At 71.4% G+C, this 22,786-nt stretch carries 16 protein-coding genes and 2 tRNA genes; 9 read left to right on the top strand and 9 right to left on the bottom strand.

Annotated elements, in window-relative coordinates:
* Positions 1-115: 115 nt before the first annotated feature.
* Positions 116-189: transfer RNA gene (locus ACIHAA_RS07425), tRNA-Pro, on the bottom strand.
* 153 nt (positions 190-342) lie between these two features.
* Between ACIHAA_RS07425 and ACIHAA_RS07420 the strand changes: the two genes are divergently transcribed.
* Positions 343-413 (top strand) — tRNA-Gly (locus tag ACIHAA_RS07420).
* Positions 414-548: 135 nt separating this feature from the next.
* Here the strand turns inward: ACIHAA_RS07420 and ACIHAA_RS07415 are convergent.
* Positions 549-743, bottom strand: a complete 195-nt coding sequence (locus ACIHAA_RS07415) for a hypothetical protein (RefSeq protein WP_026178055.1) — start codon at positions 741-743, stop codon at positions 549-551.
* Positions 744-1,310: 567 nt separating this feature from the next.
* Between ACIHAA_RS07415 and ACIHAA_RS07410 the strand changes: the two genes are divergently transcribed.
* On the top strand, positions 1,311-2,465 hold the full coding sequence (locus ACIHAA_RS07410; protein ID WP_399814158.1) for an acyltransferase family protein: 1,155 nt from the start codon (positions 1,311-1,313) through the stop codon (positions 2,463-2,465).
* Between the two features lie 64 nt (positions 2,466-2,529).
* Here ACIHAA_RS07410 and ACIHAA_RS07405 read toward each other — a convergent pair whose 3' ends face one another.
* A complete protein-coding gene (locus ACIHAA_RS07405; protein WP_399814156.1) occupies positions 2,530-3,711 on the bottom strand; it encodes a PP2C family protein-serine/threonine phosphatase in 1,182 nt (393 codons plus the stop codon).
* Positions 3,712-3,861: 150 nt separating this feature from the next.
* On the opposite strand from ACIHAA_RS07405, the gene ACIHAA_RS07400 reads away from it, so the two are divergent.
* The gene (locus tag ACIHAA_RS07400) at positions 3,862-5,091 is read left to right on the top strand and encodes a GNAT family N-acetyltransferase (RefSeq protein WP_399814154.1); all 1,230 of its coding nucleotides are present in this window, start codon (positions 3,862-3,864) and stop codon (positions 5,089-5,091) included.
* A 13-nt stretch (positions 5,092-5,104) separates the two neighbouring features.
* Here ACIHAA_RS07400 and ACIHAA_RS07395 read toward each other — a convergent pair whose 3' ends face one another.
* Both ACIHAA_RS07395 and ACIHAA_RS07390 read right to left on the bottom strand, forming a co-directional pair.
* A complete protein-coding gene (locus ACIHAA_RS07395; protein WP_399814152.1) occupies positions 5,105-5,914 on the bottom strand; it encodes an Fpg/Nei family DNA glycosylase in 810 nt (269 codons plus the stop codon).
* Positions 5,915-6,000: 86 nt separating this feature from the next.
* Positions 6,001-6,486: a ribose-5-phosphate isomerase gene (locus ACIHAA_RS07390; protein WP_399814150.1), complete on the bottom strand. Its 486-nt coding sequence runs from the start codon at positions 6,484-6,486 to the stop codon at positions 6,001-6,003.
* Positions 6,487-6,757: 271 nt separating this feature from the next.
* On the opposite strand from ACIHAA_RS07390, the gene ACIHAA_RS07385 reads away from it, so the two are divergent.
* The gene (locus ACIHAA_RS07385; RefSeq protein WP_399814148.1) at positions 6,758-8,218 is read left to right on the top strand and encodes an amino acid permease; all 1,461 of its coding nucleotides are present in this window, start codon (positions 6,758-6,760) and stop codon (positions 8,216-8,218) included.
* Between the two features lie 136 nt (positions 8,219-8,354).
* On the opposite strand, the gene ACIHAA_RS07380 is transcribed toward ACIHAA_RS07385, so the two are convergent.
* Positions 8,355-8,936, bottom strand: coding sequence for a biotin transporter BioY (locus tag ACIHAA_RS07380; RefSeq protein ID WP_399814146.1), 582 nt, complete (start codon positions 8,934-8,936; stop codon positions 8,355-8,357).
* A 335-nt stretch (positions 8,937-9,271) separates the two neighbouring features.
* On the opposite strand from ACIHAA_RS07380, the gene ACIHAA_RS07375 reads away from it, so the two are divergent.
* Positions 9,272-10,657: an amino acid permease gene (locus ACIHAA_RS07375; protein WP_399814145.1), complete on the top strand. Its 1,386-nt coding sequence runs from the start codon at positions 9,272-9,274 to the stop codon at positions 10,655-10,657.
* 262 nt (positions 10,658-10,919) lie between these two features.
* On the opposite strand, the gene ACIHAA_RS07370 is transcribed toward ACIHAA_RS07375, so the two are convergent.
* Complete coding sequence (locus ACIHAA_RS07370; RefSeq protein WP_399814142.1) at positions 10,920-11,582, bottom strand: DsbA family protein; 663 nt, start codon at positions 11,580-11,582, stop codon at positions 10,920-10,922.
* Positions 11,583-11,739: 157 nt separating this feature from the next.
* Here ACIHAA_RS07370 and pepN point away from each other — a divergent pair, with 157 nt between their 5' ends.
* Positions 11,740-14,322 (top strand): aminopeptidase N, encoded by a 2,583-nt coding sequence (gene pepN / locus ACIHAA_RS07365; RefSeq protein WP_399814140.1) that lies wholly within the window; start codon positions 11,740-11,742, stop codon positions 14,320-14,322.
* Positions 14,323-14,577: 255 nt separating this feature from the next.
* Positions 14,578-15,642, top strand: a complete 1,065-nt coding sequence (locus ACIHAA_RS07360) for a hypothetical protein (RefSeq protein WP_399814138.1) — start codon at positions 14,578-14,580, stop codon at positions 15,640-15,642.
* A gap of 70 nt (positions 15,643-15,712) precedes the next feature.
* Here the strand turns inward: ACIHAA_RS07360 and ACIHAA_RS07355 are convergent, their stop codons facing one another.
* Positions 15,713-16,912, bottom strand: a complete 1,200-nt coding sequence (locus ACIHAA_RS07355) for a glycosyltransferase (protein ID WP_399814531.1) — start codon at positions 16,910-16,912, stop codon at positions 15,713-15,715.
* Between the two features lie 270 nt (positions 16,913-17,182).
* Positions 17,183-17,644, bottom strand: coding sequence for an NUDIX hydrolase (locus ACIHAA_RS07350; protein ID WP_399814136.1), 462 nt, complete (start codon positions 17,642-17,644; stop codon positions 17,183-17,185).
* Positions 17,645-17,986: 342 nt separating this feature from the next.
* Between ACIHAA_RS07350 and ACIHAA_RS07345 the strand changes: the two genes are divergently transcribed.
* Both ACIHAA_RS07345 and ACIHAA_RS07340 read left to right on the top strand, forming a co-directional pair.
* A complete protein-coding gene (locus ACIHAA_RS07345) occupies positions 17,987-21,292 on the top strand; it encodes a S8 family serine peptidase (protein WP_399814134.1) in 3,306 nt (1,101 codons plus the stop codon).
* 380 nt (positions 21,293-21,672) lie between these two features.
* Positions 21,673-22,689 (top strand): aspartate-semialdehyde dehydrogenase, encoded by a 1,017-nt coding sequence (locus tag ACIHAA_RS07340; RefSeq protein ID WP_399814132.1) that lies wholly within the window; start codon positions 21,673-21,675, stop codon positions 22,687-22,689.
* The last annotated feature ends 97 nt before the right edge of the window (positions 22,690-22,786 follow it).

Here is a 22,786-nt window from a genome sequence, read left to right as displayed (position 1 = left end):
CCTGAGAGACATGGCAGTGCAGACACACGGGCGCGCAGCTTGCATAGTAACCGCAGCCCCGGGGCGCCCCAAAAGGCGATCACGCGAGCGGCGCCCGGTGGCGCCTGCCGGTCGGTCGGGGTGGCGGGATTTGAACCCACGGCCTTCCGCTCCCAAAGCGGACGCGCTACCAAGCTGCGCCACACCCCGTCTGGTGCGACACGTAGGGTACATGCCCGCACAGGGCGCGTCGGCCGCTTTGCCGCGCGGGCGGGCACGCGGGTCAACGCGTTGGCCTACGAGCCCCGCGACCCGCTACGATGCCTCCTGTGCCGCGATCACCAACCGGCGGCGCATCCTGCTGCGGGCGTAGCTCAATGGTAGAGCCCTAGTCTTCCAAACTAGCTACGCGGGTTCGATTCCCGTCGCCCGCTCTGTACGACTCAGGGCCAGGTCAGAGGGTTTTTCCTCGACCTGGCCCTGATCGTTTCCCCGGCCCTGGACGGCCCGGTGGAGGTCCAGGACGGTCCGGCGGGGTTCCGGGACGGTCCGGCGGGCGGGGTGGCCGGTCAGAAGCTGATCGAGTTGATCGTTTCCGCTATCGAGTTCAGGAAGCGGTTGATGGAGGGGGCCATGCCGGTCGAGGCGAGGAAGAAGCCGAACAGGATCGCCACGATCGCCGGACCGGCCTTGATCGAGCCACCTCTGATCAGCACCACCAGGATGATCGCCAACAACAGCACCACGGACAGTGAAATGGCCACAACTGATCACACCCTCGGTCGGTCCGCTCTCCCGGCCCGGAGGCACCAACCCGAGCACCCCCGCCAGAACCATCGTGCCACCAACAGGCGCTCCCTATGCGGCCCGTGACGCATCGTCGACCCCACCGGGCGCACGGGCCCAGCGCCCACGACCGCGAACTCGGCGCTCCCGCGCGGAAATTCGGGGGCACGCGGCAGGAAATGCCACCCGGTCGTTTCCGAGTCCACACATCTTGTTCGCAGGGAATTCCCGGGTAATTCGCAGGCCGTGTGATGGGCCTTCCGGAACTCCGGGCCCATTTCCTCACCACCGCCCATGGTCAGACATTCCGCCGGAGTCGCCTGCGAAGGTTATGCCCCACTCAGTCGTGATTAATGCGGACACAACGGCCGTTGGAAGGACGGGAATCGAGGCGGGGGCGGGGGAAATTGCCGGGCTTCCGGCGACAGAACACCGCATGGCGCACACCCGGCGTACACCACCGAATCCGGGGTGCCCGTGAGGGGCAATGGCCATTCAAGCCAAGGGTTTTACGGGAGTCGGCGCCCGACGCTAGGGTGCCTGGGATGTTTCCCGCCGCCTCGTCCTCCCCGACAGCCACAGGCTCCGCAGACACTCCCCTCCCCCCGGTGCGGTCACCCACGGACACGGTCCCGCATCCACGCGCCCCCGGCCCCGCCGCGCCCCCCGCCAAGCAGCGCGACGCGTTCTTCGACAACGCCAAGTACCTGGCGATCGTGCTGGTGGCCCTGGGCCACGCCTGGGAGCCGCTGAAGGAGGGCAGCCGGGTCCTGCAAGCGGCGTATCTGTGCATCTACGCCTTCCACATGCCGGCGTTCATCATCATCTCCGGCTACTTCTCCCGCAGCTTCGACCTGCGTCCCGACCGGCTGAAGCGGCTGGTGACGGGGGTCGTGGTGCCGTACATCGTGTTCGAGACGGCGTACGCCCTCTTCCAGCGGATCGTCGACCGGGGCCCCGCCGTGCCGATCAGTCTGCTCGACCCCTGGTACCTGATGTGGTTCCTGGCCGCGCTCTTCGTCTGGCGGATGATCACACCGCTGGTGAAGCTGGTCCGGTATCCGCTTGCGCTGGCGGTCGCGCTCTCCATGCTGGCCTCGGTCTCCCCCGAGATCGGTGACGACCTCGACCTTCAGCGGGTGTTCCAGTTCCTGCCGTTCTTCGTCCTCGGCCTGTCGCTGAAGCAGGAGCACTTCGCACTGGTGCGGCGCCGCTCGGTGCGGATCCTGTCGGTACCGGTGTTCGCCGCGGCCTTCGCCGTGGCCTGGTGGGCCTCGCCGCGGATGAACTCCGGCTGGTTCTGCCGCTGCGACAGCGCGCAGGAACTGGGCGCGCCCTGGTGGACCGGCCCGGTGATGACGCTCGCGCTGCTGGGCTGCTCGCTGGCGCTCACCGCCTGCTTCTACGCCTGGGTGCCGGGCCGGACGACCTGGTTCACGGCGCTGGGCGCGAGCACCCTGTACGGCTATCTGCTGCACGGCTTCCTGGTGAAGGGCGCGGGCTACCAGGGCTGGTACGACGCGGCGTGGCTGCACCGCCCCTGGGGCGAGGCGGTGGTGGCCCTGCTCGCGGCGGCGGTGGTGACGCTGCTGTGCACACCGCCGGTGCGACGGGTGTTCCGGTGCGTGGTGGAGCCGAGGATGGACTGGGCGTTCCGGAAGGACGCGGTGGCGGCGGCGCGCGAACGGGCGAGGGCCTGAGCGCGGGCCGGGGCGGCGGCCGGTGGAGCGGGACCCGCGGGGAACGGGCCTGTGGCCGTCGCGCTCAGTCGGCCGCGGACAGGGCGGTCGGGCCCTCGTGGCAGATCAGCAGCAGTGCCCGGTCGTCGTTGACGTCTTTCGCCACGGCCTCGATCAGATGCCAGGCGGCGCCGCGGAAGCCTCCCGCGACATAGCGGTCGGCCTCGCCCGTGAGGCGGTCCATGCCCTCGGCGATGTCCCGTTCGGCCGTCTCCACCAGGCCGTCCGTGAACAGCATCAGCACATCACCCGGACGCAGGGTGCCCTTCACGGAGTCGAACTGGGCGCCGTCGTAGACCCCGAGGAGGGGGCCCTCGGCCGCCTTCTCCTCCCAGCGGCCGGTGCCCGCGCTGAGCTGGAGGCCCGGCGGGTGGCCCGCGGAGTACAGCTCGTAGTCGCCCGATTCCAGGTCCAGGACCAGGTGGATGGAGGTCGCGAAGCCCTCGTCCCAGTCCTGGCGCAGGAGGTAGCCGTTGGCGGCGGGCAGGAAGGCGTGCGGCGGGAGCGAGCCCAGCAGTCCGCCGAAGGCCCCGGAGAGCAGCAGGGCGCGCGAGCCCGCATCCATGCCCTTGCCCGAGACGTCGGTGAGGACGACCTCCAGGGTGCGGCCGCCGTTGGTGCGGGCCGCGACCACGAAGTCACCGGAGAAGGACTGGCCGCCCGCGGGTCTGAGCGCCATCTCGCGGTGCCAGCCCGGCGGCAGCTTCGGCAGCTTGCTCTGCACCCGGATGCGTTCGCGCAGGTCGAAGAGCATGGTGCCGCCGCGCCGCCAGGGCACGCCGACCCGGCTGCGGAACTGGGCGATCAGCAGCCCGAAGAAGCCGCAGGCCGCGACCACCAGGACGATGCCGGGGGTGACCCGGGAGGGGCCCTCGGTGTAGGGGCCGAGCCTGACCGACTCGACGATCAGCGCGGTGGCCGCCGTGGCATACAGGCCGAGCAGGCTGGAGGGGCGCAGCAGCAGGCCGCCCGCGACGATCGGCAGGACGAGGACGGCCGGGGAGCACCACACGGGCTGGGCGAGTGTGGTCGCCGTGATCAGGGGAACGGTCAGCAGGAGACCGGCCAGCGCGACCCAGTCCGAGCCGTCCCCGCGGAAGTAGTCCACGGCGGATCTGCGCATGGCGGTGCGGACCCGGTGCCACTGCTTTTTCACCCGGGCCGTGAACGTCTCGGCCTCCGCGCGCCGCTCTCGTCCTGCTGCCATTGATTCGGGACCCTATCCATCGGACCTGGCGCTTGGCACGGGAGGTCCCACTTGTCCCCCGTCCGAGCGCCGAAGTTCACAGGATTCCGGTGCCCGCGGCCGGAGGGAAATCCATTCGCTCGTCCCGCAATGCCCTGGTAGGCATGGCCCATGACGACGGATCTGCGGGTGCTGCGGGACACCGAGTGGGACAGCTGGTACGGCAATCTCATACGGGCCTTTGCCGGGGTGGACGAATCACCCGAAGAGCAAGCACTCTGGAAGGAATTGGCGCACTTCAACCGTTCCGTGGGCGTATGGGACGGAGAGGAGTGCGTGGGCACGGCGGGGGCGTTCCGTTTCCGGCTCACGGCCCCCGGCGGCGCCCCCGTCCCCACGGCGGGCGTCACGATGGTGGGCGTCGCCGCCACCCACCGCAGGCGCGGGCTGCTGACCTCGATGATGCGCCGGCTGCTGGACGACATCCGCACCTGGGGCGAGCCGCTGGCGGTGCTGACCGCGTCCGAGCCCGCGATCTACGGCCGGTTCGGGTACGGCGTCGCGACCCACCAGCTGGGCGCGGAGATCGACACCGGACGGGTGCGCCTGTCCGTTCCGCCCGGGACCGAGGACGTACGGCTGCGGTACGCGACACCCGCCGATGCCGTCGACGCGTGCGAGGCGGTCTACGCACGGACGGTGCCGGGCCGTCCCGGCATGCTGGCCCGGGAGCCCGGCTGGGAGCGGGTCGCCCTGCTGGATCCGCCGGGCGACCGGGAGGGGACCTCGCCGTTGCAGTGCGTGGTCGCCGAGCGGGACGGTGAGGTCACGGGATACGCGCGCTTCCGCACCAAGCTCGGCTGGGGGCCCTCGGGGCACGACGGCACGGTGGTGCTGCGGGATCTGGCCGCGGTGGATCCGGCGACGGAGGCGGCGCTGTGGCGTTTCCTGTCCGGCATCGACCTGACGAGCACGCTGTCGCTGAGCAACCGGCCGCTGGACGACGCCTGGCAGTATCTGGTGTCCGACATACGGCGGTGCAGGCCGAGGCTGCGGGACGGGCTCCATCTGCGTCTTGTGGAGGTCGGGGCGGCTCTTCAGGCGCGGACGTACCAGGCGCCGGTGGATGTGGTGTTCGAGGTGGAGGACACCTTCTGCCCCTGGAACGAGGGGCGTTGGCGGCTGACCGGCGACGCGAAGGGCGCCTCCTGTGCCCGGACCGGCGACCCGGCCGATCTCGCCCTGTCCGTCACGGAGTTGGGCTCGGCGTATCTGGGCGGGGTGCCGCTCACGGCGCTGGCTGCGGCCGGGCGGGTGCGGGAGCTGCGGCAGGGCGCGCTGGCCGAGGCGTCGCTCGCCTTCGGCTCGGCGGTGGCGCCGTGGCTGCCGCACGGCTTCTGACGCGGAGTATTCGCTAGCGCTGCTGGCAGCCCGGGCACCAGAAGAGATTGCGGGCGGCGAGACCGGCGGTGCGGATCTCGCCGCCGCAGACATGGCAGCCCAGGTTCGCCCTGCGGTACACGTACACCTCGCCGCCGTGGTCGTCCACGCGCGGCGCCCGGCCCATGGCCTCGGGGGTGTGCTCGGGGCGGACGGTGTCGATGCGGTTGGTGCGGACGCCCTCGCGCATCAGGACGACGAGGTCGGCCCAGAGCGCGTCCCACTCGGCCGGGGTGATGTCCCGTCCCGCGCGGTAGGGGTCGATCCCGTGCCGGAAGAGCACCTCGGCCCGGTAGACATTGCCCACGCCCGCGATGACCTTCTGGTCCATGAGCAGGGCGGCGATGGTGGTACGGCTGCGGGAGACGCGGCGGTAGGCGGCCGCGGGATCGGCGTCCGCGCGCAGCGGGTCCGGGCCGAGCCGGGCGTGCAGCGCGCCCTTCTCCTCGTCCGTGACCAGGGCGCAGGTGGTGGGGCCGCGCAGGTCCACGTACGAGGCGGGGTTGGCGAGGCGCAGCCGGACCGTGTCGGTGGGCGGGGGCGCGGGAGCGTCCCCGAAGGCGACCTTGCCGAACAGGCCGAGATGGATGTGCACCCAGTCGCAGTCGCGGAAGCCGAGGAAGAGGTGCTTGCCGTGGGCGTCGGCGGTGCGCAGCCCGGCGCCGTCGAGGAGGGCGGCCGCGTCGGCGAACTTGCCCTGGGGGCTGGAGACGGAGACCGGGCCGCCGGTGAAGCGCGCGGCGTAGTCCTCGGCCAGCCGGTGGATCGTGTGCCCCTCCGGCACGTCGGCCTCCGCCTTTCGGATCGTCGGTACGACGGTGCGCCGGGGTGCTGTTGGGGCACCCCGGGCGGTTGTGCGACCGGCGGGTGTCAGTCCTGCGGGTGGTGGGCGGGGACCGGCGGGAGGTCGCCGGTGGTCTCGTAGTCCGACAGCATGTCGATGCGCCGCACATGGCGCTCGTCGCCCGAGAACGGCGTGCTCAGGAAGGTCTCGACGAACGAGGTCGCCTCGTCCTGCGAGTGCATCCGCGCGCCGACCGCGACGACGTTGGCGTTGTTGTGCTGCCGGCCGAGGGAGGCGGTCTCCTGGCTCCAGGCGAGGGCCGCCCGGACGCCCTTGACCTTGTTCGCAGCGATCTGCTCGCCGTTGCCCGAACCGCCGATCACGATGCCCAGGGACTCGGGGTCCGCCGCGGTGCGCTCCGCCGCGCGGAGGCAGAAGGGCGGGTAGTCGTCCTGGGCGTCGTAGATGTGGGGCCCGCAGTCGACGGGCTCGTGGCCGGCGGCTTTCAGCCACTCGACGAGGTGGTTCTTCAGTTCGAAGCCGGCATGGTCGGAGCCGAGATACACGCGCATGGTCCGAGTGTGTCATGCCTCTCACTCGGCATGCTCGCGGGGTTCCGGGTGAATTAGGTGTGAGCTACACCATTGAAGCTCAAGAAATCCTCAAGTAACAATCCGGATTCAAAGGTTTCCGAATTCCTTCGCCTCCGATTCACTGGACCGGCTCATACACCGCTCGTATGAGCCCCCGTACCTCCGCGTACTCCGCCCGTGCGGGGACCGTGTTCGTACGTGCCTGTGTCCCCCACATCCCCGTACACCCGGCTCAAAGGAAATACCCTTCATGACCTCGCAGCCGACCCCCACAAAGGCCGGAAATGCCGGAGAACCCGGCGGCGGCCTCCAGGCCGGACTCAAGAACCGCCATCTGTCGATGATCGCCATCGGCGGTGTCATCGGCGCCGGCCTCTTCGTCGGATCCAGCAGCGGCATCGCCACCGCCGGTCCCGGCATCCTGCTCTCCTACGCCCTCGTCGGCACGCTCGTGGTGCTGGTGATGCGCATGCTGGGCGAGATGTCCGCCGCCAACCCCACCTCCGGCTCCTTCTCCGCGCACGCCGACCGCGCCCTCGGCCGCTGGGCGGGCTTCTCCATCGGCTGGCTCTACTGGTTCTTCTGGGTGGTCGTGCTCGCCGTGGAGGCGACCGCGGGTGCCAAGATCCTCCAGGGCTGGATGCCCGCCGTGCCCCAGTGGGGCTGGGCCCTCATCGTGATGATCGTGCTGACCGCGACCAACCTGGTCTCCGTCGGCTCCTACGGTGAGTTCGAGTTCTGGTTCGCCGGTATCAAGGTCGTGGCGATCGGCGCCTTCATCGTGGTCGGCCTGCTCGCCATCTTCGGTGTGCTGCCCGGTGTCCACAGCGACAAGGCGAGCTTCGGCAATCTGACCTCCCACGGAGGCTTCCTGCCGCACGGCCCGGGGGCGATCCTCACCGGTGTGCTGCTGGTCGTCTTCTCCTTCATGGGCAGCGAGATCGCCACCCTGGCGGCCGGTGAGTCCGAGGACCCCGAGCGCGCGGTGACCAAGTCCACCAACAGCATCATCTGGCGTATCGGCGTCTTCTACCTGGGCTCGATCCTCGTGGTCATCTCCCTGCTGCCGTGGAACGACCCCGCGATCAAGGACAAGGGCTCCTACGTCGCCGCCCTGGACTCCCTGGGGATCGCGCACGCCGGCGAGATCATGAACTTCATCGTGCTGACCTCGGTGCTGTCCTGCCTGAACTCCGGGCTCTACACGGCCTCCCGCATGGCCTTCTCGCTCGGACGGCGCGGCGACGCGCCGAAGGCCTTCGCCCGGACCACCCGCCGCGGTGTGCCGATGGCGGCGATCGTCGTCTCCGTGCTCTTCGGCTTCCTCGCGGTGTTCTTCAACTACAAGTACCCGGACTCCGTCTTCCTCTTCCTGGTGAACTCCAGCGGTGCGGTCGCCCTGTTCGTCTGGCTGGTGATCTGCCTCTCGCAGCTGCGGATGCGGAAGATCATCCAGCGCGAGGCGCCGGAGAAGCTGATCGTGAAGATGTGGCTGTACCCGTACCTCACCTGGGCCGCCGCCGCGCTGATCGTGTTCGTCCTCGGCTACATGCTGACCGACACGAAGCACGACGGCCGCGAGACGGTGCTGCTGTCGCTGCTCGTGGCGGCGGTCGTGATCGCGATCGCGGTGGCGCGGGAGAAGCTGGGCCGCGGCCGGACCGCCGGGGCCGTGGACGCGGACCAGGAGCGGGCCGAGGTCGGCGCCTGACCTCCGCGCTCTCCGCGCAGCCATGACAGCGCAGCAATAACAGCGCAGCCATAACAAAGGGAAGGGCCCCGCGGCATACCGCCGCGGGGCCCTCCGTGCGTCCGCCTCGTCGTGCGGCCGCCTCAGCGCCTGTCCGTCACTTGCGGACGAGCTTCCAGGCGGTGGGCAGCAGGCCCATCGCCAGGGCCGCCTTCAGGGCGTCGCCGATCAGGAACGGGGTGAGACCGGCCGCGATCGCGGCGGTCGCGGACATCCCGGTGGACAGGGCCAGATACGGCACGCCCACCGCGTAGATCACGGCCTCGCCCAGCAGCATCGCGCCCGCGGTGCGCAGCACCGAGCGGTCGGCGCCGCGCCGGGCCAGGGCGCCCACCAGGGCGGAGGCGAGCAGCATGCCGAGCACATAGCCGAAGGAGGGGGCACCGGCCCCGGAGCCGCCGCCCGCGAACCACGGCACACCGGCGACACCGGCCAGCGCGTACAGGGCGAGCGACAGGAAGCCGCGGCGGGCGCCGAGCGAGGTGCCCACGAGGAGCGCGGCGAAGGTCTGCCCGGTCACCGGCACCGGGGAGCCCGGCACGGGCACCGAGAGCTGCGCGGCGAGCCCGGTGAGCGCGGCACCGCCGACCACGAGGGCGACGTCCCGTACCCGGGACGCGGGAAGCAGGTCGGCGAGGACCTCGCCGGGGCGGGCGGCGGTGGCGGTGGCGGTACTCATGGGAACTCACTCCGGCAGGTGGGGGACGGTTCGGGACACCGCGACGCTATCCCAGGGCCACCGGACCGATCACCGTCAGCGATCGACAAAGGCCGGATCCGGGACTTGGTGGGTCTCGTACAAAAGTCCGAACCCATGCCCCCTGGGGAGTAAGGGCCGCCACCCCTGGAAAGAAGGGGTGTCCCGCGAGGCTCGCGCCATGATCGCTGCGTGAGCACGGTCTCACCTTCCGTACGGCCGATGTCCGGATGATGGGCATCCGTTTCGCCGAAGGGGAGGGCCTGCCCAGACTGTGGGGATTTTTGCCCGACTCATGCACCTGAACGAGGGGGCCCATGCCCGGCACCACATCCCCCAAGCTCCCGGCTCCGTCCGAGACCGACGCCACTCTCTCCCACGGCCTGAAGCAGCGCCATCTGTCGATGATCGCCCTCGGCGGTGTGATCGGCGCCGGTCTGTTCGTGGGCTCCGGGGCGGGCATCGCCGCCGCCGGTCCGTCCATCGTGATCGCCTACGCCGTCTCCGGCCTGCTCGTCATGCTGGTGATGCGGATGCTCGGCGAGATGTCGGCCGCCTATCCCTCCTCCGGCTCCTTCTCGGCGCACGCCGAGCGGGCCATCGGCCCCTGGGCCGGCTTCACCGCGGGCTGGTCGTTCTGGGTACTGCTGTGCACGGCCGTCGGCCTGGAGGGCATCGGCGCAGCGAAGATCGTCACCGGCTGGCTGCCGGGGACGCCCGAGTGGGGGTGGGTGGCCCTGTTCATGGTGGTCTTCTGCGGCGCGAACCTGGCCGCGGTGAAGAACTTCGGCGAGTTCGAGTTCTGGTTCGCCGCCCTCAAGGTCGGCGCGATCACCCTGTTCCTGGTGCTCGGGGTGCTGGCGATCGCCGGTGTGCTGCCCGGCACCGACTCCCCGGGCGCCTCGAACCTGAACAACTTCCTGCCGCACGGCAGCGAGGGCCTGGTGATCGGACTGCTGGCCTCGGTCTTCGCGTACGGCGGTCTGGAGACCGTCACCATTGCCGCGGCGGAGTCCCCCGACCCGGTCAAGGGCGTGGCGGGCGCCGTGCGTACGGCGATGTGGCGCATCGCGATCTTCTACGTCGGTTCGATGGCGGTCATCGTCACCCTGGTCCCCTGGAACGCGAAGGAGGTCGTCGAGCGGGGCCCCTATGTGGCGACCCTCGACCACCTGGGCATCCCGGGCGCCGGACGGCTGATGAGCGTGGTGGTGCTGGTCGCGCTGCTGTCCGCGATGAACGCCAATATCTACGGCTCCTCGCGCATCGCGTACTCGCTGGTGGAGCGCGGGCAGGGGCCCAAGGCGCTCGGCCGGGTCTCCGGCGGGGTGCCCCGGGTCGCGGTGCTGACCTCCTCGGTGGTCGGCTTCGGCTGCGTCCTGCTGAGCTACTGGCGGCCGGACGATGTCTTCCCCTGGCTGCTGAACATGATCGGGGCGGTGATCCTGGTCGTCTGGATCTTCATCGCGGTCTCGCAGCTGCGGCTGCGCCGCCGTCTGGAGCGGGAGGCGCCGGAGCGGCTCGCCGTGCGGATGTGGGCGTTCCCTGTCCTGACCTGGGTCGCGCTGGCGGGCATGGTGGCGATCTTCGTGCTGATGGCGCGGGAGCCGGACACCCGGGTGCAGCTCTTCTCCACGGGCGCCATGACGCTGGTCCTGGCCGGGGTGGGCTACGCCTGGCAGCGGGCCCGCGCCCGGAGCTGACCTTCGCACCGGCGCTCCTCGCGCATCGAACGGCCCCCATGTGTCGACACATGGGGGCCGTTCGGCGTCCGCCCCTCACCCGAGGGCCTTTTTGTTGCTAGCGTGTAGTTGCAATCTATTCGCAACAAGCGCCCCGTGGCCGCACCGCGAAGCGTCCTGCCGTGATCGTCTTCTCACCGTTTCACTGGCAGGCTGCACAAGGAAGACCCCCGCGAGGGCATGACTCGCGGGGGTCTTCCGGTATTCGGGCGCCCAGAGATTCCTAGAGGTTGCTGAAGTCCGGGCCCTTGGTGCGGGTGCGCTTGATCTCGTAGAAGCCGGGCACCGAGGCGACCGCCAGGGTGCCGTCCCAGAGCCGTGCGGCGGCCTCACCCCGGGGGGCCGGGGTGACCACCGGGCCGAAGAAGGCGATCTGCTCGCCGTCGGGGCCCGGCACCGCGATCACCGGGGTGCCGACCTCCTGGCCGACCTTCTCGATGCCCTCCTTGTGCGAGGCGCGCAGTTCGGCGTCGAACTCGAAGTCCTCCTGGTCCGCGTAGTCGATCAGGTCCGCGGGCAGGCCGACCTCGGCGAGCGCGGCGGCGATCGCCTCCGTCGTGGGGCCCTCCCCCTGGTTGTGGAAGCGGGTGCCGAGCGCGGTGTAGAGGGGGCCGAGCACATCGTCGCCGTGCTTCTGCCAGGCCGCGGTGACCACGCGCACCGGCTTCCACGCCTTGCTGGCGAGCATCTCCCGGTACTCCTCGGGCAGCTGGTCCAGCTTGTCCTCGTTGAGCACGGCGAGGCTCATGATGTGCCAGCGGACCTCGATGTCCCGGACCTTCTCCACTTCGAGGACCCAGCGGGAGGTCATCCAGGCCCAGGGGCACAGCGGGTCGAACCAGAAGTCGACGGGGGTCTTGCCGGAAGCGGTCACGGTCTCGGACATGACTCTCCTAGGAATGCGGTCGTTTACGGGGCAACATCCGGGGTCGCCCCGCCCATTCCCGGAATCGCCCGCGGCCCGCGCCCCCGTTTCCGCGGCCGGGGGCGCATGGCAGGATCGGTCCCTGTCCACCGATCCAGCCGATCCAGGGAGTGCCCCCGTGCCCGGTGAGAACCTGTCCCGCGAGGAGGCCCGGGAGCGGGCCGCCCTGCTGTCCGTCGACGGGTACGACGTATCGCTCGACCTGCGCTCCGCCGTGGGCGAGGCACCCGGCGACGGGCCCCGCACCTTCCGCTCGGTCACCACGATCCGCTTCCGCTGCGCCGAGCCGGGCGCCACCAGCTTCGCGGACCTGGTCGCGCCGGGCGTCACCGCGGTCTCGCTGAACGGCAGGGACCTCGACCCCGGCGAGGTCTTCGACGGCACCCGCGTCCTCCTGGAGGACCTGGCCGCCGAGAACGAGCTGGTGGTCGACGCCCAGTGCGCCTACTCCCGCACCGGCGAGGGCATGCACCGCTTCGTCGACCCGGAGGACGGCGAGGTCTACCTCTACACCCAGTACGAGCCCGCCGACTCCCGGCGCGTCTTCGCCACCTTCGAGCAGCCCGACCTGAAGGCCCCCTTCCGCTTCGAGGTGCGGGCGCCGGAGGGCTGGACGGTGTGGAGCAACGGTGCGGGCGAGCGGCACGACGGGGTGTGGCGCTTCGCGGAGACCAAGCCGATCTCCACCTACATCACCTGTGTGGTGGCGGGGCCGTACCACTACGTCACCGACTCCTACTCCCGCACCCTGGCCGACGGCAGCACGCTGGAGATCCCCCTCGGCGCGATGTGCCGCAAGGGTCTGGCCCGGCACTTCGACGCGGACGACGTCTTCCTGGTGACCAAGCAGGGGCTGGACTTCTTCCACGACCACTTCGACTACCCGTACCCCTTCGGGAAGTACGACCAGGCGTTCGTGCCCGAGTACAACCTCGGCGCGATGGAGAACCCGGGCCTGGTCACCTTCCGCGAGGAGTACATCTTCCGCGGCCGGGTCACCCAGGCGTCCTACGAGCGCCGGGCCAATGTGATCCTGCACGAGATGGCCCACATGTGGTTCGGCGACCTGGTCACCATGGTCTGGTGGGACGACCTGTGGCTGAAGGAGTCCTTCGCGGACTTCATGGGCTCCTTCTCGATGGTGGAGGCGACCCGCTTCACCGACGGCTGGATCACCTTCGCCAACAACCGCAAGGCCTGGGCCTACCGCGCGGACCAGCTGCCCTCCACCCATCCGGTCACCGCGGACATCCGCGACCTGGAGGACGCCAAGCTCAACTTCGACGGCATCACCTACGCCAAGGGCGCCTCCGTACTGAAGCAGCTGGTGGCGTACGTGGGGCGGGAGGCGTTCCTGGAGGGCGCGCGCCGCTACTTCAAGCGGAACGCCTACGGCAACACGCGCCTGGCGGACCTGCTGTCGGTGCTGGAGGAGACGAGCGGCCGGGACATGAAGGCCTGGGCGCGCTCCTGGCTCCAGACGGCCGGGGTCAACGCGCTCACCCCACAGGTGCTGCTGGGCGAGGACGGCCGGATCACGGAGCTGTCCGTGCTCCAGGAGGCCGCCGAGTCGCATCCCGAACTGCGGCCGCACCGGGTGGCGGTGGGCCTCTACCGCACCGTGGGCGACGCGCTGGTGCGGTACGCGCGGGCCGAGGCGGACGTCCACGGGCCGCGGACGGTGATCGGTGAACTGGCGGGCGCCGAGGCCCCGGAGCTGGTCCTCGTCAACGACGACGACCTCACGTACTGCAAGGTCCGCTTCGACGAGACCTCGCTCGCGACCCTCAAGGCCCGGCTCGGCTCGCTGGAGGATCCCCTCGCGCGGGCGCTGTGCTGGTCGGCGCTGTGGAACCTGACCCGGGACGCGCTGCTGCCCGCCCGGGACTTCGTCGATCTGGTGCTCCGCTTCGCCGGGCGGGAGTCCGACATCGGCGTGCTCCAGATGCTGCACGCCTGGGCGGAGTCGGCGCTGACGCACTATGCCGCGCCCGAGTGGCGGGAGACCGGGGCCCGGCTGCTGGCCCGGGGCGCGCTGCACGAGCTGCGGCAGGCGGAACCGGGCGGCCAGCACCAGCTGACCTGGGCGCGGTTCCTGGCGGCGGTGGCCGGGGAGGAGCCCGAACTCGGACTGCTGCGGGCACTGCTGGAGGGCACGGAGCGCATCGAGGGTCTTGAGGTGGACCAGGAGCTGCGCTGGGCGTTCCTGCTGCCGCTGGCCGCGCACGGCCTGGCGGACGAGCCGGTGCTCGCGGCGGAACTGGCCCGCGACGACACGGCCTCCGGGAAGCGGCACCAGGTGCGCTGCCTTGCCGCGCGCCCCTCGTCGGCGGTCAAGGACCAGGCGTGGGCGCAGGTCGTGGAGTCGGACGCGCTGTCCAACGCGCTGGTGGAGGCGACCATCGGGGGCTTCGTCCAGTCCTCGCAGCGGGAGCTGCTCGCGCCGTACGCCGTGCGGTACTTCGAGGCGATCGACCGGGTGTGGGCCGAGCGGTCCATCCAGATCGGGATGGATGTGGTCCGGGGCCTGTTCCCGATGCTCCAGGACTCGCCCAAGACCCTGGACTCCACGGACGCCTGGCTGTCGACGCACGAGGACGCGCCCCCGGCGCTGCGCCGACTGGTGCTGGAGGCGCGCGACGATCTCGCGCGCGGCCTGCGCGGACAGGCGTGCGACGCGGGGGCGACGGCCGCGCGCTAGCCGTACCGGCGCGCTGGCCCCACCGGCCCGCGGAGCGGCCACCTGGCCCTGCGGGGAAGCCGACTGGTCCGGCGGGGCCGGGGGAACGACAGTGACGAAATACGAGTATCGGAACCCGTAACCTGTCGTTCCCCCGACCCGGACCAGCCTCTTTCGGCCGTCGAACGCCCGTGCTTTAGCTCGGTATTGTCCATATTTGTCGACAGACAGGTAACACGGGTTAGAAGAGGGAGCGGAAGCGGGAAATCCGGGGTCATGAACCAGAACACCCCGCTCTCCCCCCGCCCCCTCCGCCATCTGTCGGAGGTCCAGCGCCGGGTGCTGACCACCGCCGAGTTGCGCGCCCACGGCGTGACCGCCGCCGAGGCCGCCGAACACGCCCGGCCCCAGGGCCCCTGGCAGGAGTTCCTGCCAGGGGTCTATCTGCTGCACCAGGGTCCGCCGACCGCCGAGGAGCGGCTGCACGCGGTGCTGCTCTACGCCAGCCGTGCCCCGCTCCCCGCCCCGGCCACCGGCGTCCCGCCGCAGCCGGGCCCGAACGGCCCGCACACCCGGCTGCGTTACCCCGACGCGATGATCACCGGCCTGTCCGCGCTGACCCTGCACGGCTTCGCCTGCACCCCCACCCTGGCGGCCCTGAACCAGGTCGACGTCCTCGTCCCGCGGTCACGGCGCGTGCGCAGCACCGGCTGCGCACGGGTGATCCGCACCTCGGCGCTGCCCGCCCCCGCGGCGGTGGCGGGCCTCGCGGTGGCACCGGTCCCGCGCGCCCTGGCGGACGCGGTGGCCCAGCTGCCGGACGCGGACGCGGTGCGGCAGCTGCTGACCGAGGCGGTGCGCGTCGGCCACTGCGAACCGGCCGCGGCGGTACGGGAGCTGAACCGGGCCAGGCTGCTGAGCCGCCCGCATGTGGTGGACGCGGTGGACTCGCTGCTGGCGGAGGGCCGGGCGATCGCCGAGAACCGGCTGTACCGGATGGTGCGCGAGTACGGGCTGCCGGTCCCGTTCTGGAACGTGGACCTCCGGATTCCGTGCGGCCCCCACCTCGGCGGGGTGGACGCGTACTGGCCGGAGCAGGCGGTGGCGATGGAACTGGACACCCGTGCCCCGCGCCCGGGCGGGCGGCCGGACGACGACGTGCTGGGGGCGGAGTACGCCCGCAAGCGCGAGCTGCTGGAGCGGCTCGGGATCACGGTCGTCCACATCACCCCGAAGAAGCTGCGGGACAGCCCGGAGCAGCAGGCCGCGGTGGTGCGCACGGCCCTGATGGGGTCGGTGGACCGCGAGCCCGCCGCCCAGGTCACGGTGGTGCCCCGGTGACCACGGGAGCCGGGAGGGGAGTGGAGGGGCCGCCCGGGGGCGGCCCCTCCACCGTGTGCCCGGCGGTCCGTCAGAGCGGCTCGGGCAGCGGCGGCTCCGGGAGCGGCGGCCGGAGGGACTCCGTGTGGACGCGGTCGATCAGCGCGCCGTACGCGGCGATCATGCGGGTGCGGCTGAACCGCTCGCGGCTGTGCTCCAGGACCGGGGCGAGCCCGGCGTGGGCGGCCGCGGCGTCGCTCCAGGCCCGGGCGATCGCTCCGGGGTCCGGCGGGGTGAGGAAGCCGTGCCCGGCGACGATCGCCGCGCTGTCCCCGACCTCGGTGGCGACCGGGACGGCGCCGCACATCATGCCCTCGATCAGGCACAGCGGCGCCGCCTCGCCCCAGGCGGAGGTCAGGGCCACCACGTCACCGGCCGCGTAGACGGTCTCCATGTCGCGCCGGACGCCCAGCAGATGCAGCCGGTCGGCGAGCGCCGGGTCGGTGCCGAAGGCGGCGTCGATGTCGGCGTGCAGCCCGGGCTGGCCGACGCTCATGCCCGCGCCGCACACCAGGACGTGCCCGGCGGGCTCCTGCCGCAGCCAGGCCCTGGCGGCACGCAGGAACAGCGGGACGTTCTTCATGGCGTCGTAGCGGGCCGCGAAGACGACGACCGGCGCGGAGTGCGGGATGCCGAGCGACTCGCGCAGGCGGATCCGCCGCACGGGGTCGGGGCGGAAGCGCAGCAGATCGACCCCGTTCGGGATGACGTGCAGCACCTCGGGCGGGATCGCGGCGGCCGCGTAGGCGGCCCGGGTCGACTCGGCGCAGCAGACGCAGGCCACGACCGTGCCATCGGCGATGGCGGCCTTCAGCTCGTCGAGTGCGCCGCCCTGGTTCTCGGGGTCCGAGCGGTGCAGGGAGACGATCACCGGGCGGCGGGGCAGGCCCGCCTGGTTGAGCAGGGCGAGCGGCTGCTCCTTGAGGGAGAGGACGACGTCGGCGGCCGCCATGGCCCGGGCCGTCGTCGCCAGCTCGGGCCCGGTGAACCCCGCCGGACCGGCGCCGGGCAGTCCGGAGGTGCGGCCCAGGGTGCCGACCTCGACCCCGGCCGCGGTCAGCGAGCGGTAGCAGGCGTCGTCCTGCATCGCCTGCCGGGTGGCCTCGCGGAGCACCTCGCCGTGGACGCTCAGCACCCGGTGGTGCTGGCCGCCCTCCTGGAGCCCCAGGACGACATCGCTGTGGAGGATCCGGGCGCCCCCGGAGAAGAAACCGTCGTAGACCGACAGCACGCGCAGTTGGTGCCTCAGGAGCACGTGACCACCCGCCTTGCACACATCTCGAACCATCCCCGTGAACTGCGGGTTGTCCGATATGAGGCGGCACAGATGTTTCGTTCGGATGAACGGCGTGTCTCATGTCCGGGTCGGATGGGTTTACGCTGCAATCCCGTGATACGCGGTGCACGGACGGTCATCGCGGACGGTCATCGCGGACGGTCATCGCGGACGGGCCGCCGCGCGGTCGGTCCAGGCCCCGTCGGCGCGTGGCGCGCCGCCCGCTCAGGGCCCGTCGGCGCGTGGCGCGCGGCCGGTCGGGGGGCGTTCGCGCCAGAGGGTGAGGCCGATGTCGACGAGGCGGACCCGTCTCAGGTCCGGCACGGCGGCCAGATCGTGCCAGGCCGCGAGGTCGGTGGAGCCGCCCACCTCGTTGCGCAGGGTGCCACCGGTGACGCGCGCCTCGTAGACGATCCGCAGGCCCTGGTGGTCGACGGCGCGGCCGAGGCGGCTGTGGAAGCGGCGGCGGACGGAGTCCACCCCGAGCAGGGCGGTCAGCTCGACGAGGTGGCCGGTCTCCTCCTCCACCTCCCGCAGCACGGTCTCCCCGGGGTCCTCGCCGTGTTCGGCCCCACCGCCGGGCAGGGTCCACTCGGGGGTGCCGTCCCGGTCCCGCCCCCGGGCGAGCAGCAGCCGGCCGTCGCGCACACAGACGGCGTAGGCCGCCACCCTCAAGTTCCTTCGCACACCGGGACGTTAACCGGCCGGGCGGAGGGCGTCAGGGAAACGGCGAAGGGGAGGAAGGTGTTCCGCCGGGGCCGCCGCGGGGTGTGCGGGAACGGGCGCATGGGCACAGAACACACAGTGGGCGCACAGGAATGTCCCGGGCTGCTCCGCTACGTCCCGCCTGACGCATGGCGGGATTGTGCCATGACTCCATCCCGTCTCGGTCAACTCTCCACAAACATATGCCCCTTGGGTAAAGCTGAGCGGTCACCCGGACCCGACATCCGGACGACCTCGGTCGGAAACGGTCCATCTCCGATTTCCGCCCGTGTCACCTCCATTCCTCACCCACCAGGGATGCCGATGACCACCGACCCTCACCGCGCGCCCGTGTCCGGCGCGAGACGCATGGCGCGCATAGCCGCCGCCACCACTCTCGTGGCCGCGCTCTCCGCCGCCGGGCCGATACCCCTGGCGTTCGCCGCGGACCACACCCCCGCGGGGGCCGACCCCGCCGTCAAGTCCGCTGCCGCCAAGCTCGGTTCGGACGACGCCGGTCTCCTCGCCGAGGCCAAGGCGGACCACGCCAAGAACGTCACCATGATGATCGCGACGGCTCCCGGGCAGACCGAGCAGGTCGCCAAGGAGCTGGACGCGGTGAACGGCGGCTCCGTCGGCCGCACGTACGACAAGCTCGGCTATGTCCGCGCCACCGTCCCGACCGCCCAGGCCGACTCGGCCATCGCCGCCGCCGCGAAGCTGTCCTCGGTGCACGGCATCGACCTGCGCCAGGAGATCCCGCTCGACGACCCGGCGCCGAATGCCCAGCGCGCCAAGGCCCCGAAGGGCGGCGGAACGGCCGCCAACCCGGGCCCCGGCAGGAACACCCCCGCCGAGAACCCGTACAACCCGTCCTTCGAGACGGGCGCCGTGGACTTCGTCAAGGAACACCCGAAGGCCGACGGCCGGGGCGTCACCATCGGCATCCTCGACTCGGGCGTGGACCTCGGCCACCCCGCGCTCCAGGAGACCACCACCGGCGAGCGCAAGATCGTCGACTGGGTGACCTCCACGGACCCGATCGTCGACAGCGACGCGACCTGGCGGCCGATGGTCACCGCGGTCTCCGGCCCCGCCTTCACCTACGGCGGCCAGAGCTGGACGGCCCCGGCGGGCTCGTACGAGATCAGCACCTTCAAGGAGTCCGCCACCACCGGCGGCGACGAGAAGGGCGACCTCAACCGGGACGGCGACACCACCGACAGCTGGGGCGTGCTGTACGACCCGGCGGCGGGCACGGTGACCGTCGACCTGAACAACAACCACGACTTCTCCGACGACACCCCGATGAAGCCGTACAAGGACGGCTACCAGGTCGGCTACTTCGGCACCGACGACCCGAAGACCGATGTCGCCGAGCGGGTGCCGTTCGTCGTGCAGATCCGCAAGGACGTGCCGATGGACCCCTTCGGCGGGTCCTGGACCGGCAAGAAGGCCGACTTCGTCAACATCGGCGTCATCGAGTCCGAGCACGGCACCCATGTCGCCGGTATCACCTCCGCCAACGGGCTGTTCGGCGGGAAGATGAACGGCGCCGCCCCCGGCGCGAAGATCGTCTCCTCCCGTGCCTGCACCTGGACCGGCGGCTGCACCAACGTCGCGCTCACCGAGGGCATGATCGACCTCGTCGTCAACCGCGGCGTCGACATCGTCAACATGTCCATCGGCGGCCTCCCGGCGCTCAACGACGGCAACAACGCGCGCGCCGAGCTGTACACCCGCCTCATCGACACCTACGGCGTCCAGCTGGTGATCTCCGCGGGCAACTCCGGCCCCGGCGCCAACACCATCGGCGACCCCGGCCTCGCGGACAAGGTGATCTCGGTCGGCGCGGGCATCTCCAGGGAGACCTGGGCCGCCGACTACGGCTCCCAGGTGAAGACGAAGTACCAGCTGATGCCGTTCTCCTCGCGCGGTCCCCGTGAGGACGGCGGGTTCACGCCGACCCTGGTGGCCCCCGGCGCGGCCATCAACACCACGCAGACCTGGCTGCCGGGCTCCCCGGTCACCGAGGCGGGTTACTCCCTCCCGGCCGGCTACTCGATGCTCCAGGGCACCTCGATGGCGTCCCCGCAGGCCGCCGGTGCCGCGGCGCTGCTGCTGTCGGCCGCCGGGCAGAAGCACATCGACCTGTCGCCCGCGACGCTGCGCACGGCCCTGACCTCGACCGCCGACCACATCAAGGGCGCGCAGGCCTACGAGGAGGGCGCGGGCCGGATCAACATCGTCGACGCCTGGAACGCCGTCCGCGCCAAGGCCTCCGCCCACGACTACACGGTCAAGGCCCCCGTCGACACGGCGATCGACGGCGCCCTGAAGACCCCGGGCTTCGGCACCGGCCTCTACGACCGCGAGGGCGGGCTGAAGGCCGGTGAGAAGAAGACGTACGACATCACTCTCACCCGTACGTCCGGCCCGGACCAGGCGGTCCGCCACGAGCTGCACTTCGAGAACAACTACGGCGGCACCTTCCGGATCCTCGGCCCGGACGAGGTGAAGCTGCCGCTCAACCAGCCGGTGACGGTGAAGGTGCAGGCGGCCCCGCGGTCCGCGGGCATCAAGAGCGCCATCCTGGAGCTGGACGACCCGAAGACCGTGGGCCTGGACAAGCAGATCCTGACCACGGTGGTGGTCTCCACGCCGGTCGCGTACACCTACTCGACGCCGGGTTCGGTGCAGCGCAACAGCAGCCGGTCGTACTTCGTGACCGTGCCCGAGGGCGCCACGTCGCTGGAGGTCGCGATCAGCGGCCTGAAGGACCAGAGCCAGACCCGCTTCATCGCGATCCACCCCTACGGCACTCCGGTGGACAACACCTCGACGCCGTACTGCTACAACAACTACCTGGACGGCAACGGCTGCAAGCCCGACGTGCGCGCCTACGCGAACCCGCAGCCCGGCGTCTGGGAGATCGAGGTCGAGGCGCGCCGCACCTCGCCGCTGCTGGACAACCCCTACACGCTGGACGCCGCCGTCCTCGGCGCGGCCTTCGACCCGGCGACCGTGACGGTGCCCGAGGCCAAGGCCGGGACCCCGGCCCCCGCCTCCTGGAAGGTGACCAACACCCTCGCAGCGCTGGACGGCAAGCTGGTCGGCGGGCCCCTCGGCTCGTCGAAGACGGACCGCCCGTCCATCAAGGCGGGCGAGACCCGGACCAGCACGGTGGAGGTGCCCCAGGGCGCCACCTCGCTGGACGTCGCGATCGGCGGTGTGTCCGACACCGCCGCCGACCTGGACCTGACGGTCCTGGACGCGAACGGCAACCAGGTCGCGCAGTCCGCGGACGGGGACTCCGAGGAGTCGGTGCACATCGCCTCGCCCGCCGCCGGTACCTACACCGTCCAGGTGGTGGGCTACTCGGTACCGTCCGGTACCACGGCCTTCGACTACCGGGACGTGTTCTTCTCCCCCGCCCTCGGCCGGGTCACGGTCGACGACGCGGCCCGGGTGAAGCTCGGCACCGGTGACTCCGCCTCGGTCTCCGGCGCGGTCACGGCGGCCGCGGCGGCCCCCGCGGGCCGGGAGTTCTTCGGCCAGGTCCAGCTGGTCAACGCGCGCGGCACGGTCGCGGGCACGGGCAGCGTGAAGATCGAGAAGGTCACGCCGTAGTCCGGTGACCGGGCGGTCCGGTGGCTCCGGACCCGCTCACGGCGCCGGGGCGGGCGTCGTCGTCCGAGGACGGCGGCGCCCGCCCCTCGTCGTACCGGCCGGTGCGCGGCGGGCGGGCAGAGGCCTTCGTCACACCGCCGTGTACCCCGGGCGGCCGGGGGCAGGTGCCGCAGCACGGCTTGCGGCGCCGGGCCCCCGCAGGAGGACTTTCTCCAGCTCAGCGCGGTGCGGGCCGCACATCCGCAACCGTCGGTCCGGGGGTGGCGTCCCACCCCTCGGGCAGGCCGCGCAAAGAATTGGACAGCCCGGCCGGCGGCCGCATGATGGAAAAGGCCTCGGCCAGGCAGTACGCACGCAGAACACACCCAGAGGGAGTCGCCGTGAGGGTCGGAATCGTCGGAGCCACCGGTCAGGTGGGCACGGTCATGCGCAGGATCCTCACGGAGCGGAACTTCCCGGTCACGCAGCTGCGCCTGTTCGCTTCCGCCCGCTCGGCGGGGACGGTCCTGGACGGGGTGACGGTGGAGGACGCGTCCACCGCCGACTACAGCGGCCTGGACATCGTGCTGTTCTCCGCGGGCGGCGCGACCTCGAAGGCGCTGGCCGAGAAGGTCGCCGCACAGGGCGCCGTGGTGATCGACAACTCCTCCGCCTGGCGCCGGGACCCGGACGTGCCGCTGGTGGTCTCCGAGGTCAACCCGCACGCGGCGGTGAACCGCCCGAAGGGCATCATCGCCAACCCCAACTGCACCACCATGGCCGCGATGCCGGTGCTGAAGCCCCTGCACGAGGAGGCGGACCTCCAGGCGCTCGTCGTCGCCACCTACCAGGCGGTGTCCGGATCCGGCCTCGCGGGCGTCGCGGAGCTGCACGGCCAGGCCCAGAAGGTGGTCGCGGACGCCGACCGGCTGACCCACGACGGCGGCGCGGTCGACTTCCCCGACCCGCAGGTCTACCAGCGCCCGATCGCCTTCAACGTGGTGCCCCTGGCGGGCGGCATCGTCGACGACGGCCTCCACGAGACCGACGAGGAGCAGAAGCTCCGCAACGAGTCCCGCAAGATCCTGGAGATCCCCGGCCTGAAGGTCTCCGGCACCTGCGTCCGCGTCCCGGTCTTCTCCGGCCACTCCCTCCAGGTCAACGCCCGCTTCGCGCGCCCGCTGACGGTGGAGCGCGCCACCGAGCTGCTGGCCGGTGCCCCGGGCGTGGCCCTCTCCGACATCCCGACCCCGCTCCAGGCGGCCGGGCAGGACCCCTCGTTCGTGGGCCGCATCCGCCGGGACGAGACCGTGGAGCACGGCCTGGCCCTGTTCATCTCCAACGACAACCTCCGCAAGGGCGCGGCGCTGAACGCCGTGCAGATCGCGGAGCTGGTGGCGGCGGAGCTGAGCGAGTAGGCAATTCCCGCCCAAAAGGGGCGCGCACCGCTGCCGGTGCGCGCCCCTTGGCGTACCCGGCGGGGCGGCTCCCCGGCACGTCCCCGGCCCGGTGTGC

Source organism: Streptomyces sp. NPDC052040 (assembly GCF_044548405.1).
Taxonomy (GTDB): Bacteria; Actinomycetota; Actinomycetes; order Streptomycetales; family Streptomycetaceae; genus Streptomyces.
This window is presented reverse-complemented; position numbering and strand designations above follow the sequence as displayed.